General features: G+C 50.8%; 24 protein-coding genes. 13 read left to right on the top strand and 11 right to left on the bottom strand.

Annotated elements, in window-relative coordinates; translation table 11 throughout:
* Positions 1-64: 64 nt before the first annotated feature.
* From DHN43_RS07885 to DHN43_RS07865, 5 genes are all read right to left on the bottom strand, one after another.
* On the bottom strand, positions 65-4,069 hold the full coding sequence (locus DHN43_RS07885) for a hypothetical protein (RefSeq protein ID WP_208995037.1): 4,005 nt from the start codon (positions 4,067-4,069) through the stop codon (positions 65-67).
* A 105-nt stretch (positions 4,070-4,174) separates the two neighbouring features.
* Positions 4,175-4,873 (bottom strand): MotE family protein, encoded by a 699-nt coding sequence (locus DHN43_RS07880; protein WP_063307941.1) that lies wholly within the window; start codon positions 4,871-4,873, stop codon positions 4,175-4,177.
* On the bottom strand, positions 4,870-5,436 hold the full coding sequence (locus DHN43_RS07875; protein WP_108818252.1) for a DUF6468 domain-containing protein: 567 nt from the start codon (positions 5,434-5,436) through the stop codon (positions 4,870-4,872). The genes DHN43_RS07880 and DHN43_RS07875 overlap by 4 nt, the downstream gene beginning before the upstream one ends.
* Positions 5,437-6,660, bottom strand: coding sequence for a flagellar motor switch protein FliM (gene fliM / locus DHN43_RS07870; protein ID WP_063289603.1), 1,224 nt, complete (start codon positions 6,658-6,660; stop codon positions 5,437-5,439).
* Positions 6,661-6,671: 11 nt separating this feature from the next.
* Positions 6,672-7,169, bottom strand: a complete 498-nt coding sequence (locus tag DHN43_RS07865; RefSeq protein WP_057462619.1) for a flagellar basal body-associated FliL family protein — start codon at positions 7,167-7,169, stop codon at positions 6,672-6,674.
* Positions 7,170-7,448: 279 nt separating this feature from the next.
* On the opposite strand from DHN43_RS07865, the gene flgF reads away from it, so the two are divergent.
* The 4 genes from flgF to flgH are packed head-to-tail and all read left to right on the top strand — an operon-like array spanning position 7,449 to position 10,725.
* A complete protein-coding gene (gene flgF, locus DHN43_RS07860; protein ID WP_063292781.1) occupies positions 7,449-8,189 on the top strand; it encodes a flagellar basal-body rod protein FlgF in 741 nt (246 codons plus the stop codon).
* 11 nt (positions 8,190-8,200) lie between these two features.
* Entirely contained in the window at positions 8,201-8,983 is a 783-nt protein-coding gene (flgG, locus tag DHN43_RS07855) for a flagellar basal-body rod protein FlgG (RefSeq protein WP_057462621.1), read from the top strand.
* A gap of 12 nt (positions 8,984-8,995) precedes the next feature.
* On the top strand, positions 8,996-9,964 hold the full coding sequence (gene flgA, locus DHN43_RS07850; RefSeq protein WP_108818251.1) for a flagellar basal body P-ring formation chaperone FlgA: 969 nt from the start codon (positions 8,996-8,998) through the stop codon (positions 9,962-9,964).
* Complete coding sequence (flgH, locus tag DHN43_RS07845; protein ID WP_108818250.1) at positions 9,964-10,725, top strand: flagellar basal body L-ring protein FlgH; 762 nt, start codon at positions 9,964-9,966, stop codon at positions 10,723-10,725. The genes flgA and flgH overlap by 1 nt, the downstream gene beginning before the upstream one ends.
* Before the next feature lie 359 nt (positions 10,726-11,084).
* Here the strand turns inward: flgH and dksA are convergent, their stop codons facing one another.
* Complete coding sequence (gene dksA, locus DHN43_RS07840) at positions 11,085-11,501, bottom strand: RNA polymerase-binding protein DksA (protein WP_057462624.1); 417 nt, start codon at positions 11,499-11,501, stop codon at positions 11,085-11,087.
* A 158-nt stretch (positions 11,502-11,659) separates the two neighbouring features.
* The gene (locus tag DHN43_RS07835; protein ID WP_057462625.1) at positions 11,660-12,097 is read right to left on the bottom strand and encodes a flagellar assembly protein FliX; all 438 of its coding nucleotides are present in this window, start codon (positions 12,095-12,097) and stop codon (positions 11,660-11,662) included.
* Between the two features lie 249 nt (positions 12,098-12,346).
* Between DHN43_RS07835 and DHN43_RS07830 the strand changes: the two genes are divergently transcribed.
* From DHN43_RS07830 to DHN43_RS07815, 4 genes are all read left to right on the top strand, one after another.
* Entirely contained in the window at positions 12,347-13,465 is a 1,119-nt protein-coding gene (locus tag DHN43_RS07830; protein WP_057462689.1) for a flagellar basal body P-ring protein FlgI, read from the top strand.
* A complete protein-coding gene (locus DHN43_RS07825) occupies positions 13,465-13,794 on the top strand; it encodes a rod-binding protein (RefSeq protein ID WP_057462626.1) in 330 nt (109 codons plus the stop codon). The genes DHN43_RS07830 and DHN43_RS07825 overlap by 1 nt, the downstream gene beginning before the upstream one ends.
* Entirely contained in the window at positions 13,791-14,291 is a 501-nt protein-coding gene (locus DHN43_RS07820; RefSeq protein ID WP_063289606.1) for a hypothetical protein, read from the top strand. Before DHN43_RS07825 ends, DHN43_RS07820 begins: the two co-directional genes overlap by 4 nt.
* A gap of 192 nt (positions 14,292-14,483) precedes the next feature.
* Positions 14,484-14,948: a hypothetical protein gene (locus DHN43_RS07815; RefSeq protein ID WP_108818249.1), complete on the top strand. Its 465-nt coding sequence runs from the start codon at positions 14,484-14,486 to the stop codon at positions 14,946-14,948.
* A gap of 231 nt (positions 14,949-15,179) precedes the next feature.
* On the opposite strand, the gene DHN43_RS07810 is transcribed toward DHN43_RS07815, so the two are convergent.
* A complete protein-coding gene (locus tag DHN43_RS07810; RefSeq protein WP_108818248.1) occupies positions 15,180-16,361 on the bottom strand; it encodes a flagellin N-terminal helical domain-containing protein in 1,182 nt (393 codons plus the stop codon).
* 447 nt (positions 16,362-16,808) lie between these two features.
* On the opposite strand from DHN43_RS07810, the gene DHN43_RS07805 reads away from it, so the two are divergent.
* Positions 16,809-17,264 (top strand): flagellar biosynthesis repressor FlbT, encoded by a 456-nt coding sequence (locus DHN43_RS07805; protein ID WP_063289608.1) that lies wholly within the window; start codon positions 16,809-16,811, stop codon positions 17,262-17,264.
* Positions 17,185-17,571 carry a flagellar biosynthesis regulator FlaF gene (locus tag DHN43_RS07800; RefSeq protein ID WP_082827035.1) on the top strand — a complete coding sequence of 129 codons (387 nt, stop codon included), beginning with the start codon at positions 17,185-17,187 and terminating at the stop codon, positions 17,569-17,571. The genes DHN43_RS07805 and DHN43_RS07800 overlap by 80 nt, the downstream gene beginning before the upstream one ends.
* A 34-nt stretch (positions 17,572-17,605) precedes the next feature.
* Here the strand turns inward: DHN43_RS07800 and DHN43_RS07795 are convergent, their stop codons facing one another.
* The 3 genes from DHN43_RS07795 to DHN43_RS07785 all read right to left on the bottom strand — a co-directional run bounded on the left by DHN43_RS07795 (position 17,606) and on the right by DHN43_RS07785 (position 22,782).
* Positions 17,606-19,114, bottom strand: a complete 1,509-nt coding sequence (locus DHN43_RS07795; RefSeq protein ID WP_208995035.1) for a hypothetical protein — start codon at positions 19,112-19,114, stop codon at positions 17,606-17,608.
* Positions 19,115-19,192: 78 nt separating this feature from the next.
* A complete protein-coding gene (gene flgK / locus DHN43_RS07790) occupies positions 19,193-21,037 on the bottom strand; it encodes a flagellar hook-associated protein FlgK (RefSeq protein ID WP_108818246.1) in 1,845 nt (614 codons plus the stop codon).
* A 53-nt stretch (positions 21,038-21,090) separates the two neighbouring features.
* Complete coding sequence (locus tag DHN43_RS07785) at positions 21,091-22,782, bottom strand: flagellar hook protein FlgE (RefSeq protein WP_108818245.1); 1,692 nt, start codon at positions 22,780-22,782, stop codon at positions 21,091-21,093.
* 325 nt (positions 22,783-23,107) lie between these two features.
* On the opposite strand from DHN43_RS07785, the gene DHN43_RS07780 reads away from it, so the two are divergent.
* The 3 genes from DHN43_RS07780 to DHN43_RS07770 all read left to right on the top strand — a co-directional run bounded on the left by DHN43_RS07780 (position 23,108) and on the right by DHN43_RS07770 (position 25,517).
* Positions 23,108-23,944, top strand: a complete 837-nt coding sequence (locus DHN43_RS07780; RefSeq protein WP_108818244.1) for an AAA family ATPase — start codon at positions 23,108-23,110, stop codon at positions 23,942-23,944.
* A gap of 23 nt (positions 23,945-23,967) precedes the next feature.
* Complete coding sequence (locus tag DHN43_RS07775; protein WP_208995033.1) at positions 23,968-24,585, top strand: hypothetical protein; 618 nt, start codon at positions 23,968-23,970, stop codon at positions 24,583-24,585.
* A gap of 401 nt (positions 24,586-24,986) precedes the next feature.
* Complete coding sequence (locus DHN43_RS07770; protein ID WP_057462636.1) at positions 24,987-25,517, top strand: SixA phosphatase family protein; 531 nt, start codon at positions 24,987-24,989, stop codon at positions 25,515-25,517.
* Positions 25,518-25,554: the final 37 nt, after the last annotated feature.

Below are 25,554 nucleotides of genomic sequence, written 5' to 3'. Positions count from 1 at the left end.
ACACCAAACAAAAACACCGCATGAAAGATCATGCGGTGTTAAAACTGCTTCACGACGAGGCTGCTTAAGCAGCTCCCTCTTTGGCATCTTCGGGATAGAGGAAAGCTTCCTCAGTCGGAATAATCGGCGTTGCTGAGAGATATTGACGTCTGTACTCCTCAAGGAAGGACACCAGACTATCCCCGCCACCAATCGATTTGGCGACATTCAGGAACTCAACGCCGCGGTCATCAATAGGCCGCGTCACAATCTCAAATGTTTCAGCCTGAGGAGACTCGCTCATTTTCTGCGAGTATTTCTGCCGCAGCCGCTCAAGACCTAAGCTATCTTCAGCCAGCGTATAGGCAATCGCCGCGCGGATGACATCAACACGCTCATGGTCAGCAAGCGGCACTTCATCAGACCAGCGACTGCCGTTCATCTGTTCCAGCTGCTCACCAGCCTTCCGCCAGGATCGTGCCGACCAAAGCGTATCAGCCCGCAAACGATCCACGTCAGAGCCAGACATGTTACGCACCAGCTCCAGAGCAAGATCAGGACGCCCGCTCTCACTCAAAGCACGCGCCTCAACAATATTTCGCTGACGCTGCAAAGCAGCCGGCAACTGCCCCTGACGCGTTTGCGAAAGCACCCGCAGCGCTTCTTCAGGCTTCCGGTTCAGCAGATAAACAACAGCCAGATCAGCAGCGATCTGCGCCCGCGCAGCACCTTTCAGACGCTTGTCGATCTGATGTCGCAAAACAGAAGCAGCCTGATCCAGCAGGTCCATATCAATCAGACGACTGGCCAGCATCCGCGCCATCTCATCACCTTGACGACCAGCAGGCACCAACTCACGGAAATCATAAAACAGCGCAAGCGCCTTCACAGGCTCCAGAGCTTGCGCCCTGCCTTCAAGGAACAGGGTTGCAAAGACAGATCCCATTTCCTGCTGAATGTTCGAAGTGATTTCCGCGCCTGCATCAGATTGCACAGCCTGAGACATCGCCTCAAAGGCCCGGCGGTAATTGCCTTCCTGCGCATGCAGCTGAGCCATCAGCCGCAGTGTCTTCAGCTCAGTTTCATCACCGCGCCACGACGCAGCAAGTCCCTCCAGTTCGGAGAGAGCTTCATCCGCATCAATCAAACCATCCCGGTACCGCAGCTTCACACTCAGGAACTTGGCTTCTGCAGCCTCCGGCCCATCACTGGAGCGTACCACCAGATCATACACATCCAGCGCTTCCTGTGAGCGGCCAGAAGCATCGGCAATCCGTCCGCGCAGCAAGTCATACTGAATGGCCTGCTCTTCATTCACATCAGAAGGCTCAATCTGCGACAAAGCCCCCAGCGCCCGACCATAGTTGCCAAGAGCCAAATGCGTCTTGGCAGCCGCAAGGTTGAAATACACCTGCAACATCACCGGATAATTGGCCATAACAGCCAGCCCGCGCCCAAGATTTGCATGAGCGCCCTGCCAGTCCCCTAAAGAGGAATGCGCAAAGGTCCGCCACACCGCAGCATCAGGGCTGCTGGCAAGTTCGGGAGCAGCAAGATACTCAAGCGCTTCACCCGGTCGCGACGCTAACATCTGCGCAGCACCCATCATTACGTTGAAGGTGGCATCTTTCTCGATGAGAGGATCATCTTCTTCCATGATGCGCAAGGTGCCAATAGCTTCCTGCGCAAACCCACTGGAGAGAAAAAACCGCGCCATATCCAGACGTGGACCACTCAACTGCTCCGGATCAGCCTTCGCAATCGCATCCTCATGCGCCCGAAGGCCTTGCATGTAATCCTCAGGCTTTTGCTGGTCCAGCTGCGCAAATTCAATCAGGCCCGGCTGTGTCGGGTCCTTAACATGAGCGCCAATCGTCGTACCTTTGGAAAGACCACGATTCGAAATCTTCAATCCGTCAGGTCTGGAGATCACAAGATCTTCGCCCGATAACTCAACATCAATACCATCTGCACTCGGAACCACCGCAAGTCCCTGAGAGCTGCGCAGAATCTGAACCTGAGGGAACCGGTGCGATTTCAAAATGCCACGAACAGGCGCAGGACCACTGACCACATAAATCCGGTCGCCAACGCTTTTGTCAGTTAGCACATGCAATCGTCCACTTGCACCAAACGGCAAACGCAGAACATTCGAGCCATCACCCTGCACATTCCGCTCAACATCAACCGGATCAGTCTTTGTCGAGATCGACGGCCCCAAAGTAATCGCCCAGGCGTCATCCTGATACTCGATGGAGATCAACGTGGTCCGCTTCAGGTCAAACCGCAGCACCTGCGCACCGTCAACTTCATCAAGCTCCACCTTGCGCGCAAGATCACTCAAAACGGCCGGAATACCGCGCCCGTCCAGATGCTCCTCACTGTCGAACACCGCCCAGACTTTTTCATCACGGCGGAAAACAGCAGCACCAACCTCGTTCTCAAACGGAAACACCAGACGAACGGTATCACCAATGCGATACGTCTCAACGCCAACAACACGCGCTGCAGCGTCGTTCTCTTCCTGAATAATTGTTTCAGCAGAAGCACGACGCGCAATCGGCAACTCCTCGTCTGCATCAGCAACAACCGCTGCAGCAGCCGGAACACCATCAGCGCCCGCGCCTTGTTCAGATGCAAGCGTCACTGGTATCGAGGTCTGCCCACCTGCATTCACAACCTCGGCAATGAGATCGGTTTCCGGAATGATCTCAGCAACAGGTGCCACATCAGTTTCAGGCGCAGGCTCAGGTTTCACACGGCGAACAGGTTGCGCCTTTACAACAACAGCTTCAACGGGCTCTGGCTCTTTGCCAACCTCAGCCTGCAAGTCTTCTTCCGAAGGCTTGGATTGAGGAATGTCAGCTGGAGCAGGCCGGTCAACCGGATCACCAATGCGTTCCAACTCCGGCTTCGCAACTGGCAACGGCATCTGCGGAAAATCAAGGCCATCATTCACACTGGTTTGAGCGGTCTGAACAGGTTGAGGCGTCGGAAACAGACTGCCCGGAGCAGCAACCCGAGCCTGATCAACAGCAGCAGACACGGCAGGTGCAATTGCAGCGGGTGCCGCATCTTTATTACCAAGCGTGTTTATGACATTCGAAGCGCCTTGTGGCACATCTCCATCGCCAAAAAGCTCATCGCGAACTTCAGAAACCCGAGGATCCAACTGGCCGATGTCTTCAGGCGTGACATCAACAATAAGCTGCTTCCCCTCCTGAAAAGATCGCACATCAACACTCGGATCAACAATCATGTTGAAGATCAGATCATTGTCACGGGTTTGCGAGCCAACATCCAGCACAGTACCCGGTAGACTTGCTTTAAACTGAGACAAATCCAGATCAGCAGCCTGATCAAACTTGACGCGAATATTGTTTCCGTTGCGCTCAAACGCACTGCCAACCTTCACATTCCAATCGAAGATCAGGCGCGTAAATGTTGGATGCGTACCAATCCGCAGCTTGACCTTGATCTCCTGATCTTCAAGCGCATTCGCTTCTTCCAACACACGAATACGCTCAAGCGCCTCCGCAGCCCGTCGGGCGAGCTCATCAACCACATCCTGAGGCAAGGACGGAGGCCGGCCCTCGTAATTGGCAGGAAGCAGGTCGATAAAGAGCTTCTCGCCAGCTTCCATACTGTTGATGTTAACCGGCTGCCGCAATGCAAAACGCAGCGCAGCACCATCAGGATCAGCACGGGCAATGGAGATGTAGTCCATCAAAGCTTCCGGCACATCATCAACATCCGCTGCAATGCCATCAGGAAAGGAGATGCGCAGGACACTGGTGGAAATGGAAGCTTCATAGGGTGGCAACAACGAGCGATCCGGGAACGTGATTACCATGCGGGCAAAGTTGCCGGTGTCTTCAACCTCAAGAACAGCAGAAGCTGGCTCGGCCCAGGCACTTAAAACACTGCCCCCTAAGGCAGTTGTGGCGAGCATGAAGGAGACAAGCCAAGCCTTACCCTTTACCCTCACAATGCGTGCTCCATGCAATGCACGGCGCGGCACAAAAGGTAAAGTGGCGCGCAGAACGGAACGCTTCTGCTTATCTTTAAGGTCGCCCCCAAAATCGCCCATGCCCGATTCTTACTCCTAAAATTAATTAGGTATCTGTAACAATTGGCTATTAACGCAAGCTTACAGACTCCTGAGCCAAGAGCGAAAAACCGCCAATTTGCTCAGTTAATTCCCCTGAATCTTCGGAAGAATTGTGGAAGTCGTCTTCACATTGCGGCTCTCACCTGCTGCCAGTGCAATTGTCAGCTGCTCTGCCATTTCCGGATCCATCTCAGAAAGCACATCCGCCATCTTCCGCGGCTGCATCTCCTTCACCACCTTCAACATGATATCCAGGTCCAGACGGTTGAAGATCCGTGCTGCATTCTTGGCCTTCATGCTTTCATAGATCTTCACCAGATCCAGGATCTCTTCTGCAGCCTGTTTTTCTTTGCGCTCAACTTCAGAATTGATCTTCGCTTCAAGCGCCTTAAGTTCCTGAAAACGCTTATTAAAACGCGCCTCAGCAGCTGCAAGAACCTGCTCGCGGAGCTCCAGATCACTTTCACGCTGGTTCAGCACATCGCGGCGATTGCCAAGACTATTGAGAACGGCAAGTTCAGAAACGGAGTTCGTTGGAACACCACTTTCTTTCACACCACTTGTATTTTGAGCGACCTGGATCTTCCGTGCGCCAGATGGATTGGGAAGAACGTTTGGAGTAGCAGGTGCCTCTTCCTCAGCCTTCGCCACTTCCGACTGCTGCGCATCAGCAACCCGAACAGCACCAATTGGATAAGTATCACCCAGAAACAAACCAAGCAGCTTCAAAACCAGAAGGGCGCTACCAGCAAATACGACAATCGGAAGGAGCCTTAGTTTCATGCTACGCGGTCCTGCGCTTGTCTACGGAAGCGCTCAAGGCGCGCAGCTGATTCATTTGCAGCTTCACGAATGTCACGGGTCACGGAGCGGGTCGCAGCTTTAGGGGCTGGAGCGCTACGTGTTTCAGCCGGATGCATCGTTTCCTGTTCCGCAATGATCCCGGCAGCAAGTCCCTCCGCTGCGGTTTCATAAGTGCGGGATACCGGAGCTGCTGGCGCGGCCACACGGGTGTCACGATCAGCAAGTGCACGATCTGCAACACCGCCAATGCGGTCCAGCACATCTTCACCGGCACCCAACTGATTGGTCAGTTTGCGGGAAACCGCCTCAGCTTCGCCCAGACGCACACCAAGAGTACGGTCTGCATTTCCGCAGGTCGACTTGAGACCCATGATCGCACGCTCTGCAATTTCAGTCGCTGTAATCAGCTCAGAAATAGTTGCACGCAAGGACTCTTCGTCAGAGCGGAGACGACTTAAGCGACGGTTAAGTGTCCAGCAATACCCAATGGTAATCACAAGAAGAACCGCAACGATGCATTCAATAATAAGACCTAGGGACATCTAGTTTGTCTCCAGTTCGCTTTGCAGGGACTTTTCAAAAGCGGCGAGCGTCATTTTCGGTTGCTTCAGCTTCTTTGAAATTTCGATGGAAATTCGGTCATCAACATGGCCCATAAGGCCCTCTGTCAAAGCCACTCCCCCGCATTTCACCTGAACAGGATCACGCGGGCCGGTATCAAACAGCAAGGTTTGACCAACTTCCAGATTCAACACCCGCTGGAGCGGGATGGTGTTTTCATAAAGGACAGCATCAACCTGCACTTCTGAGGAATAAACCTCAGTGGCAAGGTGCTCTTCCCAAATAGGATCACGCCCGAACTTCTCACCCATGAACATCTGCAGAAGCAGTTCACGGATTGGTTCAAGGGTCGCGTAAGGCAGCACAATCTCAACTTTACCGCCGCGATCTTCCATATCGATGCGCAGCTCAACCATGATGGCAGCATTCGCAGGACGAGAAATCGCGGCAAAGCGTGGATTCGTCTCAAGGCGCTCAAGCGGGAAGCTCACCGGAGACAGCGGGCCAAAAGCCTGCTCAGCATCCAGCAGAATAATCTCGATCATCCGGCGCACCAGATTGCTCTCAATCGTGGTATATGGCCGCCCTTCAACGCGTGTAGGCGAAGACCCACGGCCACCACCAAGCAACACATCAATGATGGAATAGATCAGAGAGCTCTCAACGGTAACAAGTCCAAAGCCATCCCATTCCTTAGCCTTGAACACACCAAGGATCGCTGGAAGTGGAATTGAGTTCAGGTAGTCACCAAAACGCACATTGGTCATGGAGTCCAAGGAGACTTCAACATTGTCCGATGTGAAATTACGCAGAGATGTCGTTGTGAGACGTACGAGACGGTCAAACACGATCTCCAGCATCGGCAGGCGCTCATAAGACACCATTGCCGAATTGATCAGCGCACGAATACCGCCTTCATCACCAGCCAGAGACCCATCCAGCGTAAAGCCCAGAAGGTTGTCGATCTCTTCCTGATTCAGAATACGGTCAGCACCACGAGACGCGCTCTCTACATCCGGCTCGCTGTCGTCGATCATCGCAGCCCATTGAGCTGCGGCCTCTTCACCGCCTTCTACGCCTTGCTCCTGAAGCGCAGCGCCCCACGCCGCGGCAAGATCCTCATCGCTGTCACCACCCTCAGCTTCAGAAAGAGCGGTGTCCCAGGCATCATCCATATTTTCAGGGAGAGTATCGGTATCTGACATATGCCGCTCCCCTACTGGATCAGGATCTCTTTAAAGAGAACCCCTTCAACCTTGGCTGGATAGATTGCAGAGTTGATGCGGCGCAGAAGTTGCTCCTTCAAGCGGAACAGTCCAGCAGATCCTTCCAGATCAGCAGGGCGCAACTCACGCAGATAAATCTGGAAAGCATCAAGAATGCGCGGAAGATAAGGCTCCACCTGAGAAACCATGCTGTCGCTCTCAACTTCAAGAGCGATGCGGACTTTCAGGTAGGTCGTGCGGCCTTGGGTAGAAAGGTTCACCGTCATTTCTGGCAGATCGTAAAAAACGACAGGCTTGGTTTGGATCTGCTCAACAGTGCCATCCGCCCGCTTGACGGTGGCTGTGTCGCCCAGATTGATCCAGTCCATTACATATGCACCGCCCACACCAAGGGTTAACAGCAAGACGCCAGCAATCGCTCCGATAACGATCTTGCGTTTGCCGGACTTACCGTCATCCTCAGTATTTTGCAGTTCCGCATCTGCCATTTTTGCGCCCCGGTGAATCGCAATTAAAAGTTTAGTAACTATTAATGCAACCTAGTTGGTTAACACTGATTACCGAATGGTTAATACCGTCATTACTAAGCAATTTTTGCCCACCAGGAAATTAAAGTAGGCATATTTTATCAAATACTTAACAGATAATTTGCGCTTCCCTCCGTCAAAACAGCAGAATTCAGCCAAAGTTTCAAACTGGCACAACTCCTGCAAGAACCTTGGCGCTGCGGGTCTGGGGAGACCTGTTGCAATGCTGGGGAGCATAAAATGGAAAACGCACAGCTGATCGGCTTATCACGCCAAAGTGCCCTTCGTCGGAACTTGGATGTGGTGGCCAACAATCTGGCTAACATCAATACGACTGGCTACAAGGCTCAAAGGCTTATCTTTGAAGAGTTCTTGATGCCAACCGCGCAGGCGACTGAATTTCAGCGCCCGGACCGCCCTTTGTCCTTTACGCAGGATGTAGGGACAGCAACAGTTCTGACACAGGGCTCGATCCAACTGACAGGCAATCCGCTCGACGTCGCAATCGAAGGTGACGGCTATCTGGCTGTGACTGGCGCAGGCGGTGAGCAGCTTTACACTCGCTCAGGCAGCCTTGCCATTGATCCTGAGGGCACGCTCGTAACAGACGCAGGCCTGCCAGTTCTCGCTGACGGCGCTCCAATCCAAATTAATCCAGAAGATGGTGAAATCACCATCACCAAAGAAGGCGTGATCTCCACCCCACAGGCTCAACTTGGCCGATTGGATGTTTACACCTTCGACAACCGCCAAGAGCTTTTGCACGTTGGCACAAACCTGTTTTCCGGCTTGAACCCAATCCCAGCAAATAACCCGACTGTCGTCCAGGGCGCCCTTGAAGGCTCCAACGTGGAAGGCATTCAGGAAATCTCCCGCATGATTGAAATCACCCGTCAATACAAAAGCGTGTCCAAGATGATGTCGCAGCGCAACGAACTTCGTCAGCGCTCCATCCGCGAACTTGGATCGGTTGAAGCTTAAGGAACAGCCCAATGAAAGCCCTTCACATCGCCGCAACCGGCATGAAAGCTCAGGAACTGAACGTCGAAGTTATTTCGAACAACGTGGCCAACATGCGCACCACTGGCTACAAGCGCCAGCGCGCAGACTTTCAGGATCTGCTCTACGAAAACCAGCGCCGCATGGGCACCGAAACATCCGATGCAGGCACAATCGTTCCAAACGGCGTGCAAATCGGCTCCGGTGTACGCACAGCAGCAACCACGCGCATCATGTCACCGGGCTCCGTGACCCAAACGGGCAACGAGTACGACATAACAATTCGCGGTGAAGGTTTCTTCCAGATCCAGCGTCCGGACGGCACAACCGGCTTCACCCGTGACGGCTCTTTCGCCCGCTCCCAGACCGGCCAACTCGTCACCAAAGACGGCTATACAGTTCAGCCTGGAATCACAATTCCGGACAACGCCCGCGATCTGACAATCAACGTACAAGGCCTCGTGCAGGCCATGGACGACAACGATCAGGTTCTGAACCTCGGGCAGCTCGAAATCGCCCGTTTCACAAACAAAGCTGGCCTTGAGGCAATCGGCGACAACCTCTTCCTGGAAACTCCGGCAAGCGGCCCGCCACAGACCGACAACCCGGGTAACGCAGGCTTCGGCAACATCCTTCAGCGCCATCTTGAATCATCCAACGTCGATGCCGTGACAGAGCTTTCCAATCTGATTTCAGCTCAGCGTGCTTATGAGATGAACTCCAAGATCATCAAAGCAGCCGATGAGATGTACTCCACCACAACGAATCTTCGCTAAGGAGTTGAGTTGATGAGAAAGTTGGCAACCACACTCATTGCAGGACTACTGGCCCTGACAGCCAGCAGCGCATTTGCGGCCTCAATCCTGCGCCCAACGGTCAATGTAACCGGACCAGTTGTCACCATTGGGGACTTCTACACCGAAGCGGGAGAACTGGCTCAAACACCAATCTTTCGCAGCCCGGACCTTGGCACCACTGGCAACGTTTCTGCATTGATCATCGCACAGCAGGCACAAGCCGCTGGCTTTATTCAGGCCGACACCAACGGCCTGACAACTGTGAGTGTGCACCGCCTTTCCATCCCGGTAGATGAAACACTCATCTCTGACATCCTGCGCAATGCATTTGCAGAGCGCGCAAGCGTGCAGCCGGACGAGATTGAAATCTCCTACCATTCACCACTTCCGGTGAACATGCAGGCAGACGCCAACTCCATTTCTCCGCTAACCATCGGGCACATCAACTGGTCACCGCGCACCGCACGCTTCAAAGCCATCCTCAATGTGGTGCAGGAAGGCCAAAGCAAGCCAATCTCTGTCATTGGCAACGCCTCTCAGATGGTGTCCATCACCACTCTGGCACGCAATCTGGAACGCGGCACCGTCATCACAGCCAAGGACATTCGCGAGGAGCGCAAGCCAGCCTCCCGCTATGCCGGACGTGAGTTTCTTGCAGCTGCTGATCTTGTTGGAATGGAAGTGCGCCGTAACATGCGCTCTGGCTCAACCATCACCCCAAGGGATGTAAGCGCACCGATCCTCGTCAAGCGCGGCGCTAAAGTGACTGTGATCTACAAGATCCCCGGCATGAACATCACAACTCAGGGCAAAGCCAAGTCTGAAGGCGGCAAAAATGACCTGATTGAGATTGTGAACCCAATTTCAAAGAAAACGATCCTCGCTGAAGTCATCGGCAGAGACATCGCCATCGTGACCACCGCAAAAACGCAGGTCGCAGCCATATTGGAGAACCGCTGATGCCGAGAATATCTTCAGCAACCAAAATCAAGCAATATGCTGCGCTCACGATTGGCCTGCTTGCACTCGTTGGCTGCGAGACAGCCGACAAACTTTCCAAGGTTGGCCAAGAACCTGTTCTGACCGCGATTCAGGACCCACGCACGCAGCCAGGCTATCGCCCGGTACAAATGCCAATGCCAATTAAGGAAGTGGAGCGCTACAACGCGAACTCTCTTTGGCGCACCGGCAACAGAGCCTTCTTTCAGGACCAGCGCGCAAAACGTGTTGGCGACATCGTAACGGTAAACGTCACTATTTCCGACAAAGCAGCTTTTGAGAACACCTCGAAGAGCTCGCGCAGTGATGCTAAGAATTCCGGAGCTGGTGGCGCTCTCGGCGGCGCGATCAACACACTGGCACTTCCTGCCAGCGCTTCAGCTGACGCTCTGGCATCAATCAACAGCTCCGACAACTTTCAGGGCACCGGCTCTATTGACCGCACAGAAAGCCTGAAGACCACCGTTGCAGCTGTCGTGACACAGGTACTGCCCAACTCCAACCTCGTCATCGAGGGCCGTCAGGAAGTGCGTGTGAACCACGAAGTTCGCGAGCTGATCGTAGCGGGCGTCGTACGTCCGCAGGACATTGCATCCGACAACACAGTTGAGAGCACCAAGATCGCAGAGGCGCGCATCGGCTATGGCGGACGCGGCCAGATCTCCGTTGCCCAACAACCTAAATACGGCAGTCAGGTACTGGACATCGTGCTTCCGTTTTAGAGCGTGTTCCGTTTGATTGGTTTCAATCAAACGACAAGAATTCGCTCCAACAAAGATGTTAGAGCGCGATGCGTGACTGTAAATGAACGCGGCGTGCTCAAAAAGAAATCAAAGAACCCAAAACCGCTTAATAAGCTCCCCAGCTTGAGCGGTACATAAAGCGAGCTCGGCAACATGCTCCCCAGCATGCCGGGCTCGTTTTCTTTCGTGCACCAGAACATCACCCACCGACGTCCGGCCAAAACAAAACAAGGGAAGCACAGCTAAGCCGTGCTTCCCTCGTAAAGTCATACTTCAAGTACTAGAGCCTAAAAACTTAGGACCACAGCTTGAAAGGCGATATCCTGTCTCCCTGAGGATCAGTCATCCCGATAGATTTTCTCGCGCCGCTCATGAGCCTCTTGGGCTTCAATAGAAAGCGTTGCGATAGGTCGTGCATCCAAACGACGAACAGAGATTGGCTCGCCAGTCTCTTCGCAGTAGCCGTAGGATTTGTCTTCAATGCGAGCAAGAGCAGCGTCGATTTTGGAAATCAACTTTCTCTGCCGGTCACGCGCACGTAATTCAATCGACCGATCGGTTTCAGAAGAAGCACGGTCAGCCAGATCTGGGTGATTAGTGCTTTCTTCTTGAAGCGCAGCAAGGGTCTCCTTGCTCTCTTTCAGAATATCTTCCTTCCACGCAAGAAGCTTTCTACGAAAGTACTCGCGCTGTTGGTCGTTCATGAATGGTTCATCCTGTGTTGGACGATAATCAATTGCGACATCAACTGCCATCTGAAACTCCGCCTATTTATATGGGCGGCTGGAATATAGCGAGAGGAACCTGAAACAACAATCTACTAAAAAGATGAAATTGTCTAAGAACACAATTATTCAGTGTATTCAGCAACTTATACGGTTGGAAACCTTTGATACTATCGTAAATGGATAGGCTATTCTACGTAATGACCCAGCTTTGCGAGCTCGATTCTTGCACGCAATTCAATATCTTCGACCACTCTGTCGAGACCGGGGTTACCACTTTTGACCTGCATGGACAGGTTACCAACAAGCCGCTCAAGGCGCTCTGGCTGCACTTTGCCTTGCAGCAAATCGATCCGCAGCGCATCTAGTTGATCCAGAAGTTTATTTCCATGCTGCACAGCGCGCTGCTTGTCATCGACCTGAACTTCCATCTGCTGAAGGGCCAGCAAAGAATCCACACCCTGCAGCGACGGTGTTGGAACACCAGCCTGCGACTGCGCAACGCTGGTGGTCTCCTCCTCAACAGCAAACGCACCCGCCTGCTCGCCTTCGGAACCTTTGCGACGTTTCGTACCCACTTTACTCGTGGAGTTCAAACCAGAAACTGGAGTGCTGCGTACAAGCAAGACCTTACCCTCAGAGCTATGGAACTGGACAAAAGCTTAAACCCGAATGCATTTGCCGAGCTGATCACGTAAAACTTTACCAAGCAGGCAACAATTGCCGCATTAAAATTTGCAGTGCTTTAACTTTTATCCACCCTCTACTAAAAATACCCAGTAAATTCAGCAGGTTAAAAATTAGCAAACGCAACACTGAAACTGGCACAAAATTCGCATATTTCCGGCATGTGTGAACTGAACAGCCGGGTACCAATGCGCTCTTTCGCAAACTTACGTAGAATCGCCGCAGCGGCACTGATCGTCCTTATGGGCGCGACCCTTCAGGGAAACGCAGCCTCAAGGATCAAAGACATCACTGACTTTGAAGGCATCCGGGACAACCAGCTCATTGGTTACGGTCTCGTCGTCGGCCTTCAGGGCACTGGTGACTCTCTCAATGCCTCACCATTCACCCGGCAATCTTTGCAGGCAATGTTGGAACGCCTTGGCGTCAACACCAACGAAGCAGACCTGAACACAAAAAACACCGCCGCCGTGATGGTGACTGCCAACCTGCCAGCGTTCTCAACACAAGGCACCCGCATCGACGTAACCGTGAGTGCACTTGGCGATGCAAAGAACCTTCAGGGCGGCACACTGCTGGTGACCCCACTGATGGGCGCAGACGGAGAAGCCTACGCCATTGCGCAAGGCCCGGTGGCAATCGCAGGCTTTGCAGCACAGGGCGACGCAGCTTCCGTTGTACGCGGCGTCCCAACATCTGGCCGCATTCCAAACGGTGCTCTTGTGGAGCGGGAGGTTGAGTTCAAACTCTCTTCTCTCAGCACCATTCGTCTGGCCCTGCGCAATCCGGACCTGACCACATCCCGTCGTATTGCTGTGGCAATTAACGAGCTGATTGGCCTGCCAACTGCAGAACCACTCGACCCATCCACCGTTCGCCTCACACTTCCAAAACAGTTCGATGGCAACATTGTCGATCTGATCACTGACATCGAGCAGCTGATCGTAGAGCCTGACTTACCGGCCAAGATCGTGATTGACGAAAGCTCCGGCATCATCGTCATGGGTCAGCAGGTAAAAGTCTCCACCGTCGCAGTCGCCCAGGGCAATCTCACAGTCACCATCGCAGAATCACCAGAGGTGGTTCAGCCGCTGCCATTCGCACAGGGCCAAACCGCTGCTGTGCCTCGCACAGACGTGCAGGTGACTGAAGACAATAGCCAGCTGGCACTCGTCAACGAAACAATCACACTGCAGCAGCTTGTTGACGGATTAAACGCTCTGGGCATTGGCCCAAGAGACCTGATCTCCATCTTACAGGCTATCAAAGCCGCTGGCGCCCTTCAGGCAGAAATTGAGGTCCTCTAATGCTCCAACAAGCACAACTGCCCTCACCTGCCCTGACAAGCTCAGCAGACCTGATCGCGGGCGCCAATCAGGCAGGCAAACCACCAGCCGCCAAAGATCCGCTGATGGAAAAGGCCAAGGAATTTGAAACCGTATTCCTCAATGAAATGTTGCAAAACATGTTCACCGGCCTTGATGAAGGCGGGACCTATGGCAACGGCGAAGGCTCAGAAGCGTGGAAATCCATGCTGATCAACGAGTACGCCAACACAATGTCTCAATCTGGCGGCATTGGTATTGCAGCTTCAGTTCACTCGCAATTATTACAACTTCAAGAGAACGCAGTATGACCAACCAGTACGACGCTGAAACTGTTCCAAGTACAGTATCGTTTGAAGAAGAACCTATCCAGACACGGATGCAAGCCGAGGTCTTCTGCGAAAATTTTGAGACGGCAATGGACAACCTCGTAGATATCATCGAGGCCGAAACAGAGCTGCTACGCGAGGGGCAAATTTCTGAGCTGCCAACCGTTGCCCCCAAAAAACATGCAGCCATCGAGTCATATCTCTCTGGCATCCGTGTGGCGAGTGCAAACGCCATCGCGCTTGGAAACCTCGCTCCGCTGTCCATTCAACGTATGCGCGAACGTCACGGTAATCTGCGGCCAATTCTTCAAACCAACCTGCAAGTGGTCTCTACGGCACGTTCAGTAACAGACAACGTCATCGAGACCGTTGCCAAGGCCGTTGGTTCTCAAATGAAGACAAGAGGTTACGGCGCAAACGGCATGATGAGTTCGCCCCAGAGATCCGCTCAGGGCATCGCCGTTAACCAAACCCTCTGAACAGCGCGATATTAAGCGTGCATATTAACGAAATAGCCTGAAGACCGCCCGGAGCCTCCCTGAGAAATAGGGGTATTTGGCGGTTTTCAGTCGCATTTCTCTAAATATTTAATAAATTCCGAGCGTTAAGATTAATTTTATTTAAGAACATTCCCCATAAAGTTGTCCGAGATTGAACACGTGGGGGACATTATGGAAATAGTCACACAAAGACCAACGCTCTTACATCAGGCACTGACAACACAGGCAGCACCGGTAAAATCGGAGACCGAACAGGTCAAAACCGAACTCTCCGGCGCCCGGGCCGTAACTGCATCCTCTGAGTCAGAGGATAACTCAACCGCCACCGAAAAGTCATACCTCTCAGACTCCCGTCTCGGCGTCATTCCTAGCAAACCTAAGGACGACCAGAGCCGCATTGAGCGCGGTTACATTTATGATGAAGAGTCAGATGAGCTCATCTATTCGATGACGCAAGAGCCAGAAGGCGACGTCATCTACGAACTGCCCTCCAAGACAGCTCGCCGCATTCGTGCATTCCTGGATGAAGTCCTTCAGGCACAAGAAAAGCGCAGCCTGGGCGGTGAGGCAAAAGAGATTGATCCTGCGATCTACGAAGCAAAGCAGGTCGAGCCAACGCAAGCAAAGCAGGCCTAAGCCACACAGGCTTTATCCTCCCTGCAAACCAGACTTATCCCCCTTGAGCTATGCCGCCCCCGCAGCATGGCTCTTTTTTTGTCTGTCCAGTGACCACCACATAACAACGCGCCCACCACCACAAAAACGCAAAGCAACGCACATATCAACGCAAACGGTGCCCCAACCCAGACAAAAGAAAAACGCGCCCCAAAAGAGCGCGTTCTCCAAAATCTAAATCTGAAACAAAGCTTATCGGATAAGCTGCAGCACAGACTGGCTAGCCTGCGTTGCCAGGCTAAGAGTTGTCGTCGCGATAGAGTTCTGAGTGTTCAGAGCCGCCAAGTTCGCACCCTCAAGGTTGGTGTCTGCCAAAGTCAACTTACCAGCACCAGTCTCAAGCGTATTGACCAGGTCAGCGGTGAAGTCTTGGCGATTGGTCACAACAGAGAGGTTTGTACCAAAAGTAGATGCCTGCGCACGCAGGTTAAGCTGCGCATCGCGGATTTCATCAAGCGAGTCTTCAATCGCTGAATCACTTGCCCAAGTCCCAACATCACTTTTAGCAACTGTCACACCCTCTACTGGAGCACCAGTTTCACTGGCAGCGGTCGCTGTGTAGGTTAATGTAGTTTCATGAGCAGCATATGATTTAAGTTCTCCATCTTCAAATGTTGAACCACCACCACTTGCAGTATCTAAAGCAGCACGCAAATCATCAACTGTTGTGTCAGCAGTAATAGCGAAGGTAGTATCATCTGTCGCAGTAGTGGAATCATCATCGCCATCTACTGCAATCTCAAGACTACCACCATCGGCAAATCCTGCTAGGCTTGCTAACTTAGTACTACCTTTAACATCAGAACCAAAATCTAACTCGGTAAAGCTGTACGATCCCTCTTCCAACTTAGCAATCGTCAGATCGTTGTCTGTATTCCCAAGATCAGTGTAATCTACTGATTTAACATCAAGGTTAGAGGAACCATCTTCGTTGAACTTCACGTTTAGATCGTTACCGTCACCGCCAAGAAGGTTCTTGCCTTTATAGCCAGAATCCTTAGCCAGATCTTCGATCTGTGTCCGAAGTTCGTTATATTGCTGCTCGTAAGTAGCGCGTTCTTTAACATCTTCAGTTTGAAGAGCCTGGTTTGCTTTACCTTTTGCAGCATCTACAAGCTTCGAAATCGCTGAGATACCCTTATCAGCGGCTTCAATGGTAGATACAGACTGACCAATATCATCCTGAAGGTTGCTAAGATCAGATGCGCGTGAGTTTAGAGACTCAGATGTGAAGAAAGAATTTGGGTTATCGAGAGCAGAGTTAACTTTCTTACCGGTAGAAAGACGCTCTTGAGTCTGAGAAATCAGATTAGCTGTATTCTGCAGAGTACCAAGGTTTGAGCGAACCGCAGCGGTGAGTGTAATATCAGCCATTTTATATGTCCCTTCTAGGATAATGAATGACCCTTCCTGGGTCACAAACGCAGCAAATAATTACTGAGTTTTAATTGGGTACAATTACCCGTCCTGCGAGTAAAGGGGGAACGTGTTAACAAGCGCTTAATAAATCAGGGATTGCGGCAGCCACACTCATCAGCTCACGAATAAATTCAATTTTATATAATTAAGTCAAAAACTTACTCAACAACGGTAGCTAGACAGCTACGCAATATTGTCTGTGCATATTTCCACCGACCTGTAATTTCAAAGCCCAACCAATGGCTTAAGCTGCCAAGCATTAACTGGCGACTCTACGTACTCAATTCAGAAGCACTCTAAACTTAAGAAAAATTAGAAATAAATCGCTGAATAACTTGTAAGAATTAACTAGATTAACCTTTTGGTTGCCATCATAGTTAAGAGTGCTTTGAAGGAGGCTGCATGGCACTGAAGGTCGAATTAAAACCCGGAGAAAAATTGATTGTTGGTGAGACACTTATCACTAACGATAAGCAACGTGCACGATTTTTCATTCAGGGAGATGCACCTATTCTCCGAGAGAAGGATATCCTTCTGCCGGAAGACGCCAGCACCATGGCACAGCAGGTCTACCTTGCAGTGCAGGTCATGTATTTAAAGCAGGATATCACGGTCACTCAGAAAGAGTATTTCGATGTGATCGGAAAGATCCTGCAGGCCGCACCAAGCACACGCGACCTTATCAGCGAGATTAGCACCGCAATTTTGCGAGAAGAGCTCTATCGCGCCCTGAAGCTCGCCAAGAAATTGATTGAATATGAAAGGACTTTGATAAGTCATGTATCAACAAGCAACTCAGGCATATCAGCAGTCCGCAAACACCTCGGCCTCAGCGGATCCGAGGGCTCTGGAAGCTGAAGCTCTGATGAAAGCTGCAGCGCGCCTTTCTGTGCTGCAACGTGAGTGGGATACAGTTTCACGCGAAGAACGGAATGAAACACTCATATTCAATCGCACGCTCTGGACAATTTTTGTAACTGAGGCCACCGCAGAATACAGCGAGCTGCCTCTGGAGCTTCAAAATAACATCGCAAATCTGGCCCTGTTTATGTTCAACAGAACCATGGAAATGATGGGCGGTGCGGAACCAGAAGCACTAGAGACAATGATCAACATCAACAAGTCTCTAGCATCTGGATTAAGAGGCCAAAAGGCAAACGTATAATAACAAAAAGCCTCCGATTTACGGAGGCTTTTTGTTATCTTAAGAAGTCAGTAATTGTTAGATTTAACAGTATAGACGTTGCCTGAAACGACGCGTCTAAATCCGTCTTTAGCACGGCTATCTCAGTTCCAACTTCAGTCTTGTCAACGTTCTCGAGCCCGGTCAACGTATTATGATAGGTCAGAGACGCTTGCTTTTGCCTCTCAGCAGTACGTTTCACAGTTGTGTTCACCACAGACATCTCTGAGGCTACGCTTTGGATGCCAGAATTCCGGTCTCCCGCGAAAGAGAGTGCGTCATCGCTCTTATCTGCCAACGAAGCATAGTAGGATTTTGCGACCCCCTCACTCTCAGCATCATCTGGAGTTTCTGCTGTAAAGTCTGCCGCCACAAACACAGCAAGGTTTTGCAACTGCTCGGAAAACGCTGACTCATTCGCGCGCGCGCCATACTCCACGCGCACATTGTCATCAATCTGAACAACCTTGTCTGAGCGCGGATCATCAGAGTTCTCGGTACCGGTATACCAGTCAACCAGAAGATCTGATGCGGTCTCATAACCAGAACCATCCGCTTTTGGTACCTTCGGCGCCGGATCGGTCCGCCCGTGATTACCAAAAAACTCCTCACCAGCCTGCACATCAGCAACCGCTCGAAGCTCAGTTTTTGCAATATCGCCTATTGCCTTATCAAAAGCTGCCTGAGCATTCTGAGCGCTCTCCAGAGCAGGATTAGCACCCGTCCCAATCAGGAAGGTTCCCTCTCCTGCATCAGGGTCATCGGTTGCTGAGAGCTTAACAACTGATTTGCTCCCGTCAGGAAGTTCCAGCTCAACCTCAATCGTATCACCAACACTCGGAGTGTCATTGAACGCGAAGGTCCCCTTTTTGCCTTCAGGATTAAGCGGATCAGTCAGGTCTTCAGGAGTAACCGCTGTTGCAACATCAGCAGAGGACGCAGAAACGGAAGTGATCTCAAAGCCAAATCCCTCAACATTGTCCTGTTGAAGTGTCAGAGTAGGAACACCAAGCGGATTTGTCACACTGGATTCGATGCGACCATTTTCAGAGGCACCAACATGAGCATTCTCATAACGCTTCATGAGCTCCTTGAGCCCAAGCTTTCCGCCTTGCCCATCCATTATGGCATCAAGCGAGGCAACCGGTGGCTCAATCGCATCCTTACCACCGAACAGATAATACCCGTTCACTTCAGAGTTCAGCTGCGAGATCGTCTCATTCAGCATAATCTCAGTCGCTTGCTGACTGGTCGTCTGGCCATCTGTGGTCAGCGTATAGTTGTTCTCATCAATCGCACTCACACTCTCAGAGCGCATTTTCTCCATATGCTCAAGAGACTTGCCCATAAGGTCAAGCTGAATGCTGGCAATCGCGTTAGAGTCTTCATAAACCTCAATATTTGAGATCTCGCGGCGCAACTCCAGTGCCATGCGAGAATCTGAACTGATGCCACCATAGGTTTGAGACTTCAGCCCGGAAGTCAGCTGAATAGACTTGTTCTCCAGCTGCGTCTTTTGCTGCATAAGGAGATCAAGCATATAGCTATGAGATTTAGAATAACCGATTGTATTCATTTGAATAACTCAATTCCTAAAGCAGCATCATGCGATTCTAAAAAGTGTATCATACATTTCGTCGATAGCCGATAAGACACGAGCATTCGCAGCATAAGCATTCTGCAATTCAGTCAGCTTCACCAGCTCTTCGTCTACATCAACCTTATAGCTGTTTTCATAAGCATTCTTAGCAATACTGGTAACAGCCTTTGAGTTGCTCGCAGCTGATGTCGCCGCGCTGGCAATCTGACTTTGCTTGACCACAGTCTCAATGCCAAAATCAGAAATCGTCCCGACATATGGAGCATTCTTTGCTCCGATCCCCGAGCTTGGCGCATACGTATATTCGGTCTCAGTCAGGCGGCTTTTCAGGAGGTTTGCACGCTCGGAGCTCTGCTTATCTGGCTCACCTGCTAAAAGACTTGGATCATCAACAATAGCTTTATTGACAGTCATCCGTTGCGCAAAGCCGGTCTTCTGGCCACCATCTTCTAGCGCCCCAGTATAAGGTCCGCCGTCCCCTTTTGTGTCTACAAAGAGCGGGATCTCGGCACCATCAGCAGCGGTAACAGTCCGCGTATTTTTCGCTGTAAGACCAGTAATCTCAATAGTACCCGGGCTGATCGGAGATAAAACTTTCAACTCACCAGCAGCATCAACGGAAACATCAAACCCAGAACCCAGAGCACTGGAAATCTGACTTTCCAGCGAAGTCGAAGTCGCTGGAATTACAATACCATGCACGATATCATTGGAGTCAGCAGTTACATCCGAAGAAAGCGGCAGCAAACTTGGGTCGGTCACTGCAACAAATGTAACCTTACGACTTTCTCCGTTAACATCAAACTCAAGCTCAATTGTATCGCCAGAAGATTGCAGTTTGGACGTATCAACACTGAAGCCCGTTGCCGCAGATGGCGCTCCACCATCATCAGCCGCAACACCTTCAGACGTTTGCTGAGACAAAGACAGTGCCATCTGACTTGCAAGCTCATCCAGGCGCGCCTGCGACTCTGGAAGGGTATTATCCCGCAACTCCACGAGCGCACCCATGCTACCGCTCTTCAGGTCAAATGATGAAAGCTCCATAACAGCGCCAGACTGCGACTTTACTTCAATCGGATTACCTTCAACACCGACACCAAGCGTAGGGCGCGGAGTAAACTGTAACTCTGATGCGCGATCATTGTATAACGTGGTTCCAGATTTAGTTGATATCCGTAGCAAGCCATCGTTGTCTTGCTTGATTTCAACATCCATCTTCTCAGTCAAAGCTTCCAGTTGCCGGTCCATCTGGTCATGCAAGTGAGCCGTTTCCCGGCCTGCAGAACGCTCAACAACAATGGTGTCTTCCAGACTCTCAATTTCTTTGAGAATGGAATTGACCTGCGTTACTTCATCAGCAATTCCAGCATCAGCATCGCGGCGCATTTCCTGCACTTGCTTGGCTGAATTATTGATGCTTCTGGAAAGCTCTTCAGCAGCATTTACAGCCACTTCCTGCGCACTTTGAGAACTGGGATCTGTCGCTAAAGACGTCAGCGCATTGGTGAAGTTATTCATCAAACTCGGAATAGAGCTTGGGTCTCCAACCTTCCCAAACATCTGATCAAGCTGCGCGATGTATTCGTTGTATTGAGTAGCATAAGCCGTATCACTCAGACTTTCCCAATAAGCAGACTGGAGTTGGGTATTAACTTGCCGTTGAACTTGATTAGTCAGAACGGAGGATGAAGACGTCGACGTATTGTGAACTTCCGTGCCCACGATTGTCTTAAGCGTATAACCGTCAACGTTCGCATTGGCGACATTCCTCGATGTAACCGCAAGCTGCGCCTTCGTAAGCGACAATCCCGACATAGCCGCATTCAAAGCTGCTCCGAGACCCATACCCTATACTCCCTAAGGCAACGAGGCAGGCAATAGCCTACCCCAACACCACTTTATCGAACGATATTAAGAACTGAATCCAGCATTTGGTTTGCTGTCGACAAGACTTTCGAGTTCGCCGAGTAGGCCTGTTGAGTGATGATCAACTTCGAGAACTCCTTGGCGATATCAGCATTAGAGCTCTCTAGCGCTTTCGCACGGATCGTACCTCCATTCCTGAAATCTGGCTCACCAGAAGTGGAGGTCTCGGAAAAAGCAGCGCCGTCAACACGCTGAAGCTCTTGCTCCGCAGCAAAAGTCGCAACTGGAATCTTAAAGAGCTTCTGGGACTTATCGTTGGAGTACTTCCCAATCACATTACCTTCAGCATCAATGGAAACATCCTGAAGTTTTCCGGAAGGGAAACCGTCCTGTGAAGTGCCAATATTGGATGCACCACCAATTACATCTTCATATTGGGTTAAGTCGTCAAGACCAAACTTGAAGGTAATGTCGCCCATACCGACGCCATTCACCTCAAGATCAGGAATATCAACTAAGCCTGAAGCAGGTGACGTTAAACGACCAGCTGCGTCGAATGACATGTCACTGACTTTTTTCCACGCAACTTCATCACCAGACGCATTAGTGTTCGTATTGTAGAAAAGTGACCACTTATTCTCTGCATTCAGCGCCCAGCGTAGTTCAACGTTAACTGGTGTCCCATTCTCGTCGTAAACAGTTTCCTGCCCACCAGCGACAGAGGACTTAATGAAATCATCAGCTTTATCACCCGTGACAACGTCAGGATTATAGGTACCAGTTGAGGGTAAAGGCTGAGGAGCAAAGTCCATATCGAGTACGCTACCTGAAGAAGGTACACTTCCCGCCTGATCGATTGTTAATGTCTCGAAGGATGAGATCTCAATCTCGCCAAGTGCATTGATCTGAGCTGTTACTCCATGCATCCCATTCAGCTTATCAAGCAGATCCTGAACAGTAGTATTGGCATCAATATCCAACACTTCAGGGTCATGCTGCCCCACCTTCAATGTCAACACACTATCAGCTTCAAACTGGTTTGACGGCAACAACTTGCTCTCTGCTGTAAGCAATGTTGCAGGTGCACCGTCATCATTCAAAGCGAGTGTTGATTGTTCGTCTGGATCGGAAAACACGCTCAAATCAACATACTGCGAGTTCGCCGCACCATCTGCTTTTTGATAGTTCGCAGTCGTTGGCTTGGATGGCAAATTCGCCTGATAATTGATTTGCGTCGATGGTTGCGCTGGCATCGGGGCATCAGACACCTGAATTGGCACTGCACGATCACTCACAGCACCCGTTGCAGGGTTAATCGGGTACCCCTGCAGAAAATAGCCCGCGGAGTTGACCAGGTTTCTCTCAGTATCCAGTTCAAAGTCACCAGCACGCGTATAGTAACTCTCAGGCGTCTCCTGATTTAAACCATCCCTATTGGTGACCAGAAAATACCCAGGACCATTGATCGCCATATAGGTGTTGCGATCAGCGGATGTGACATCGCCAGACAAGTAGTTAGTGGCACGAGAAGTCGCAATTACAGTACCGGACACCTGTTCAGCCTGCCGACTACCTGTACTGGAAACAAGGTCGGAGAAGCTTGTATCAAGGCGTTTATAGCCAGTGGTCGAAGAGTTCGCCACGTTACCGGAAATATTCTCCAACGCCTTGGACTGTGCGTCCAAACCGGTCGTTGCAGCGTTGATAGCACCATAAATACTCATCGAGCCCACCTAGAATTCAAATTCGCTCATGCTTACGCAGATCTTTGAACACTGAATGCAACTTACGTGCCAAACTAAAAAATTCAATTTATTCAGCCATTTCAATAATTTACAATTTTAACCTATTGTTAAACATAAGAATTCCTGCCTAAACCCGGCAAATAGCTCGCCCTACCCGGCACATAATTCCCAGAGCAGCAAAAGAAACCGAGCAAAGATCGAAACCACTAGATAAGCCCAATGGCGCAACCCTGCAGGGATTGCCCATTGTCTAACGAGAGATTACTGTTTTCGCCAAATCACGATACTCAAGCAGGATTTAGCGATGAAATTTCAAGGGACCTCCCAATACGTTGCCACAGAAGATCTCCGGATCGCAGTCAACGCAGCTATTACCCTTGAGCGTCCCCTGCTTGTAAAAGGCGAACCTGGAACCGGCAAAACTGTCCTAGCTCAGGAAATCGCCCAAAGCTTAGGCGTCCCCTTCCTTGAGTGGAACGTCAAATCGACCACAAAGGCTCAGCAAGGCCTTTACGAATATGACGCGGTTTCCCGTCTCCGCGACAGCCAGCTTGGCGATGAGCGCGTAAAAGACATTCGCAATTACATTCGCAAAGGCAAACTTTGGACTGCTTTTGAAATGAATGAACGCCCGGTTCTTCTGATTGATGAGATTGATAAGGCTGACATTGAGTTCCCAAACGATCTGCTTCAGGAGCTGGATCGTATGGAGTTCTTTGTTTACGAGACTGGCGACACGATCAAAGCAAAACAGCGTCCAATCGTGATCATCACCTCAAACAATGAGAAAGATCTTCCAGACGCATTCTTGCGCCGCTGCTTCTTCCATTTCATCAAGTTCCCAGATGCAGAAACAATGACAGAGATCGTCGATGTGCATTTCGGCGAAATCAAAGACCGCTTACTTAAGGAAGCACTCAACGCATTCTATAACCTCAGAGATCTGCCGGGCTTGAAGAAAAAGCCATCAACCTCTGAGCTTCTGGATTGGATTAAACTGCTTCTGAACGAAGACATCGACCCGGAAACACTCCGCGAAACCGAAAGCCGGAAAGTTATCCCGCCATTGCACGGCGCACTCCTCAAGAACGAACAGGACGTTCATCTGTTCGAGCGCCTCGCCTTTATGAATCGTCGCTAGTATCTGCATTGCCTGGCTTGAAAATGAAGCAAAACAATAAAACCAGTTTTTTGAGCCAGCACATACTTTCCAGTGCATCAAAAGCAATTCTCGCAAGCTGCCTGCTTCTTACAGGCAGCTTACTCGCACAAGCAAACAGCACCATCTCGGAAAGCCTCCTCTACCAGCCGCATACACTGCACAACGGCTGGCGCAAAGATGTGGACGCACTAACGCACTTCACCGGCATGTTTTGCCCGGACTATATCAGCAAACTTTCCCGATCAGCTCTCGTTCCCGATCTGAAGGAACTCGGTATCGGATGCATTTACGAAACCGAGAACGGCGAGATCAAAGTCATCTTCCGCCGGCACAAAAAAGACACGGCGACAACTCTCATAAACAACTTCAAAAGCGGATACCGTCAAAGCCACTTCAAACCACTGGATCTGAAGACACCGCAAAATGAGGTTGCGTTCCGAACCGAAACAACAATGCAGATGGGCCGCGTCGAGAGTTTCACCGCCTACACAGCTCCAAGCGCTGACTACACGGTCTGGGCATCCATTTCAGATGATCTCCCTGTCAGCGAGCTTGAGAAGATCCGCACGCTTTTCAAAAAGCTCACCCTTCGCGTCGAGCAGGAGCAGCGCCGTAACTAACGCAGCGCGGCTAAATTGGCGGATCGCCCAGCACACCTACATCAGTGCAGCCCTCATATTACAACACACCGCATCGTAAGCGACCAGTACAGTTGCCTAAACCATTCTGCCAACTAAATATCTAATAAGCACGACTGAAAAGAACTCAGTACGAATGCATGCATCACTTATAAATATTTCAGTAATTATGAGACAAAAACCCCATACTATTAGGGGAATACTATCACCTTCCAAATTCAATCGAAAACATGTAGGTTTCAAACAGAGACAAAGCAAGTAATAAACAAACAAGTCCATCCAATTATGCTGCATCGCAATATCGCATAGCAGCACAAATACAACTTAGAATGTTTCTACCTCTTAGGAACATAAAGTAATAAAATATATCTGGAGGATAACATATGCTTCGCCTGATGCTGTTACGTCATGCAAAATCCGACTGGAGTGATGAGGGTGCTCACGATCATGATCGCTCCCTTAACACCAGCGGTTGGAAAGCCGCAGCAAGGGTTGGAGCCCACATCCACCAACATCATATGCATCCAAAGCTGATTTTATGCTCTACAGCTCTGCGGACACGGCAAACACTCATGGAAGTAATGCCATACTTGCGCAGTGATACGCGCATTCAACTGCTCAGGGATCTCTACAATTCGAGCGAAGGTGACTACATAGATGCAATCCGCGCCTATGGCGGCGGCTTCGACACTATCCTCATTGTCGGCCACAACACAGCTATTCAGGACACAGCTCTTGAACTCACTGGCAAAGGCAACCCTGAGTACATACACCAGATGCAATCTAAGTACCCAACCGGAGCTCTCGCTGTAATAGACTTTGAAGAGCACCGCTGGTCAGAAATTGACTGCAAGAAAGGAAGGATCGTCTCATTCTTCCAGCCTCGGCACCTGCAAGCTGTTTCAGGCTCCTGACTAGGAAAATTTTGCGCAATTCAACATTTATTGGCGC

This window comes from Pseudovibrio sp. Alg231-02, from assembly GCF_900143565.1.
Taxonomy (GTDB): Bacteria; Pseudomonadota; Alphaproteobacteria; order Rhizobiales; family Stappiaceae; genus Pseudovibrio.
The sequence above is the reverse complement of the archived record's forward strand: the minus strand, read 5'-3'. Positions and strand labels throughout refer to the sequence as shown.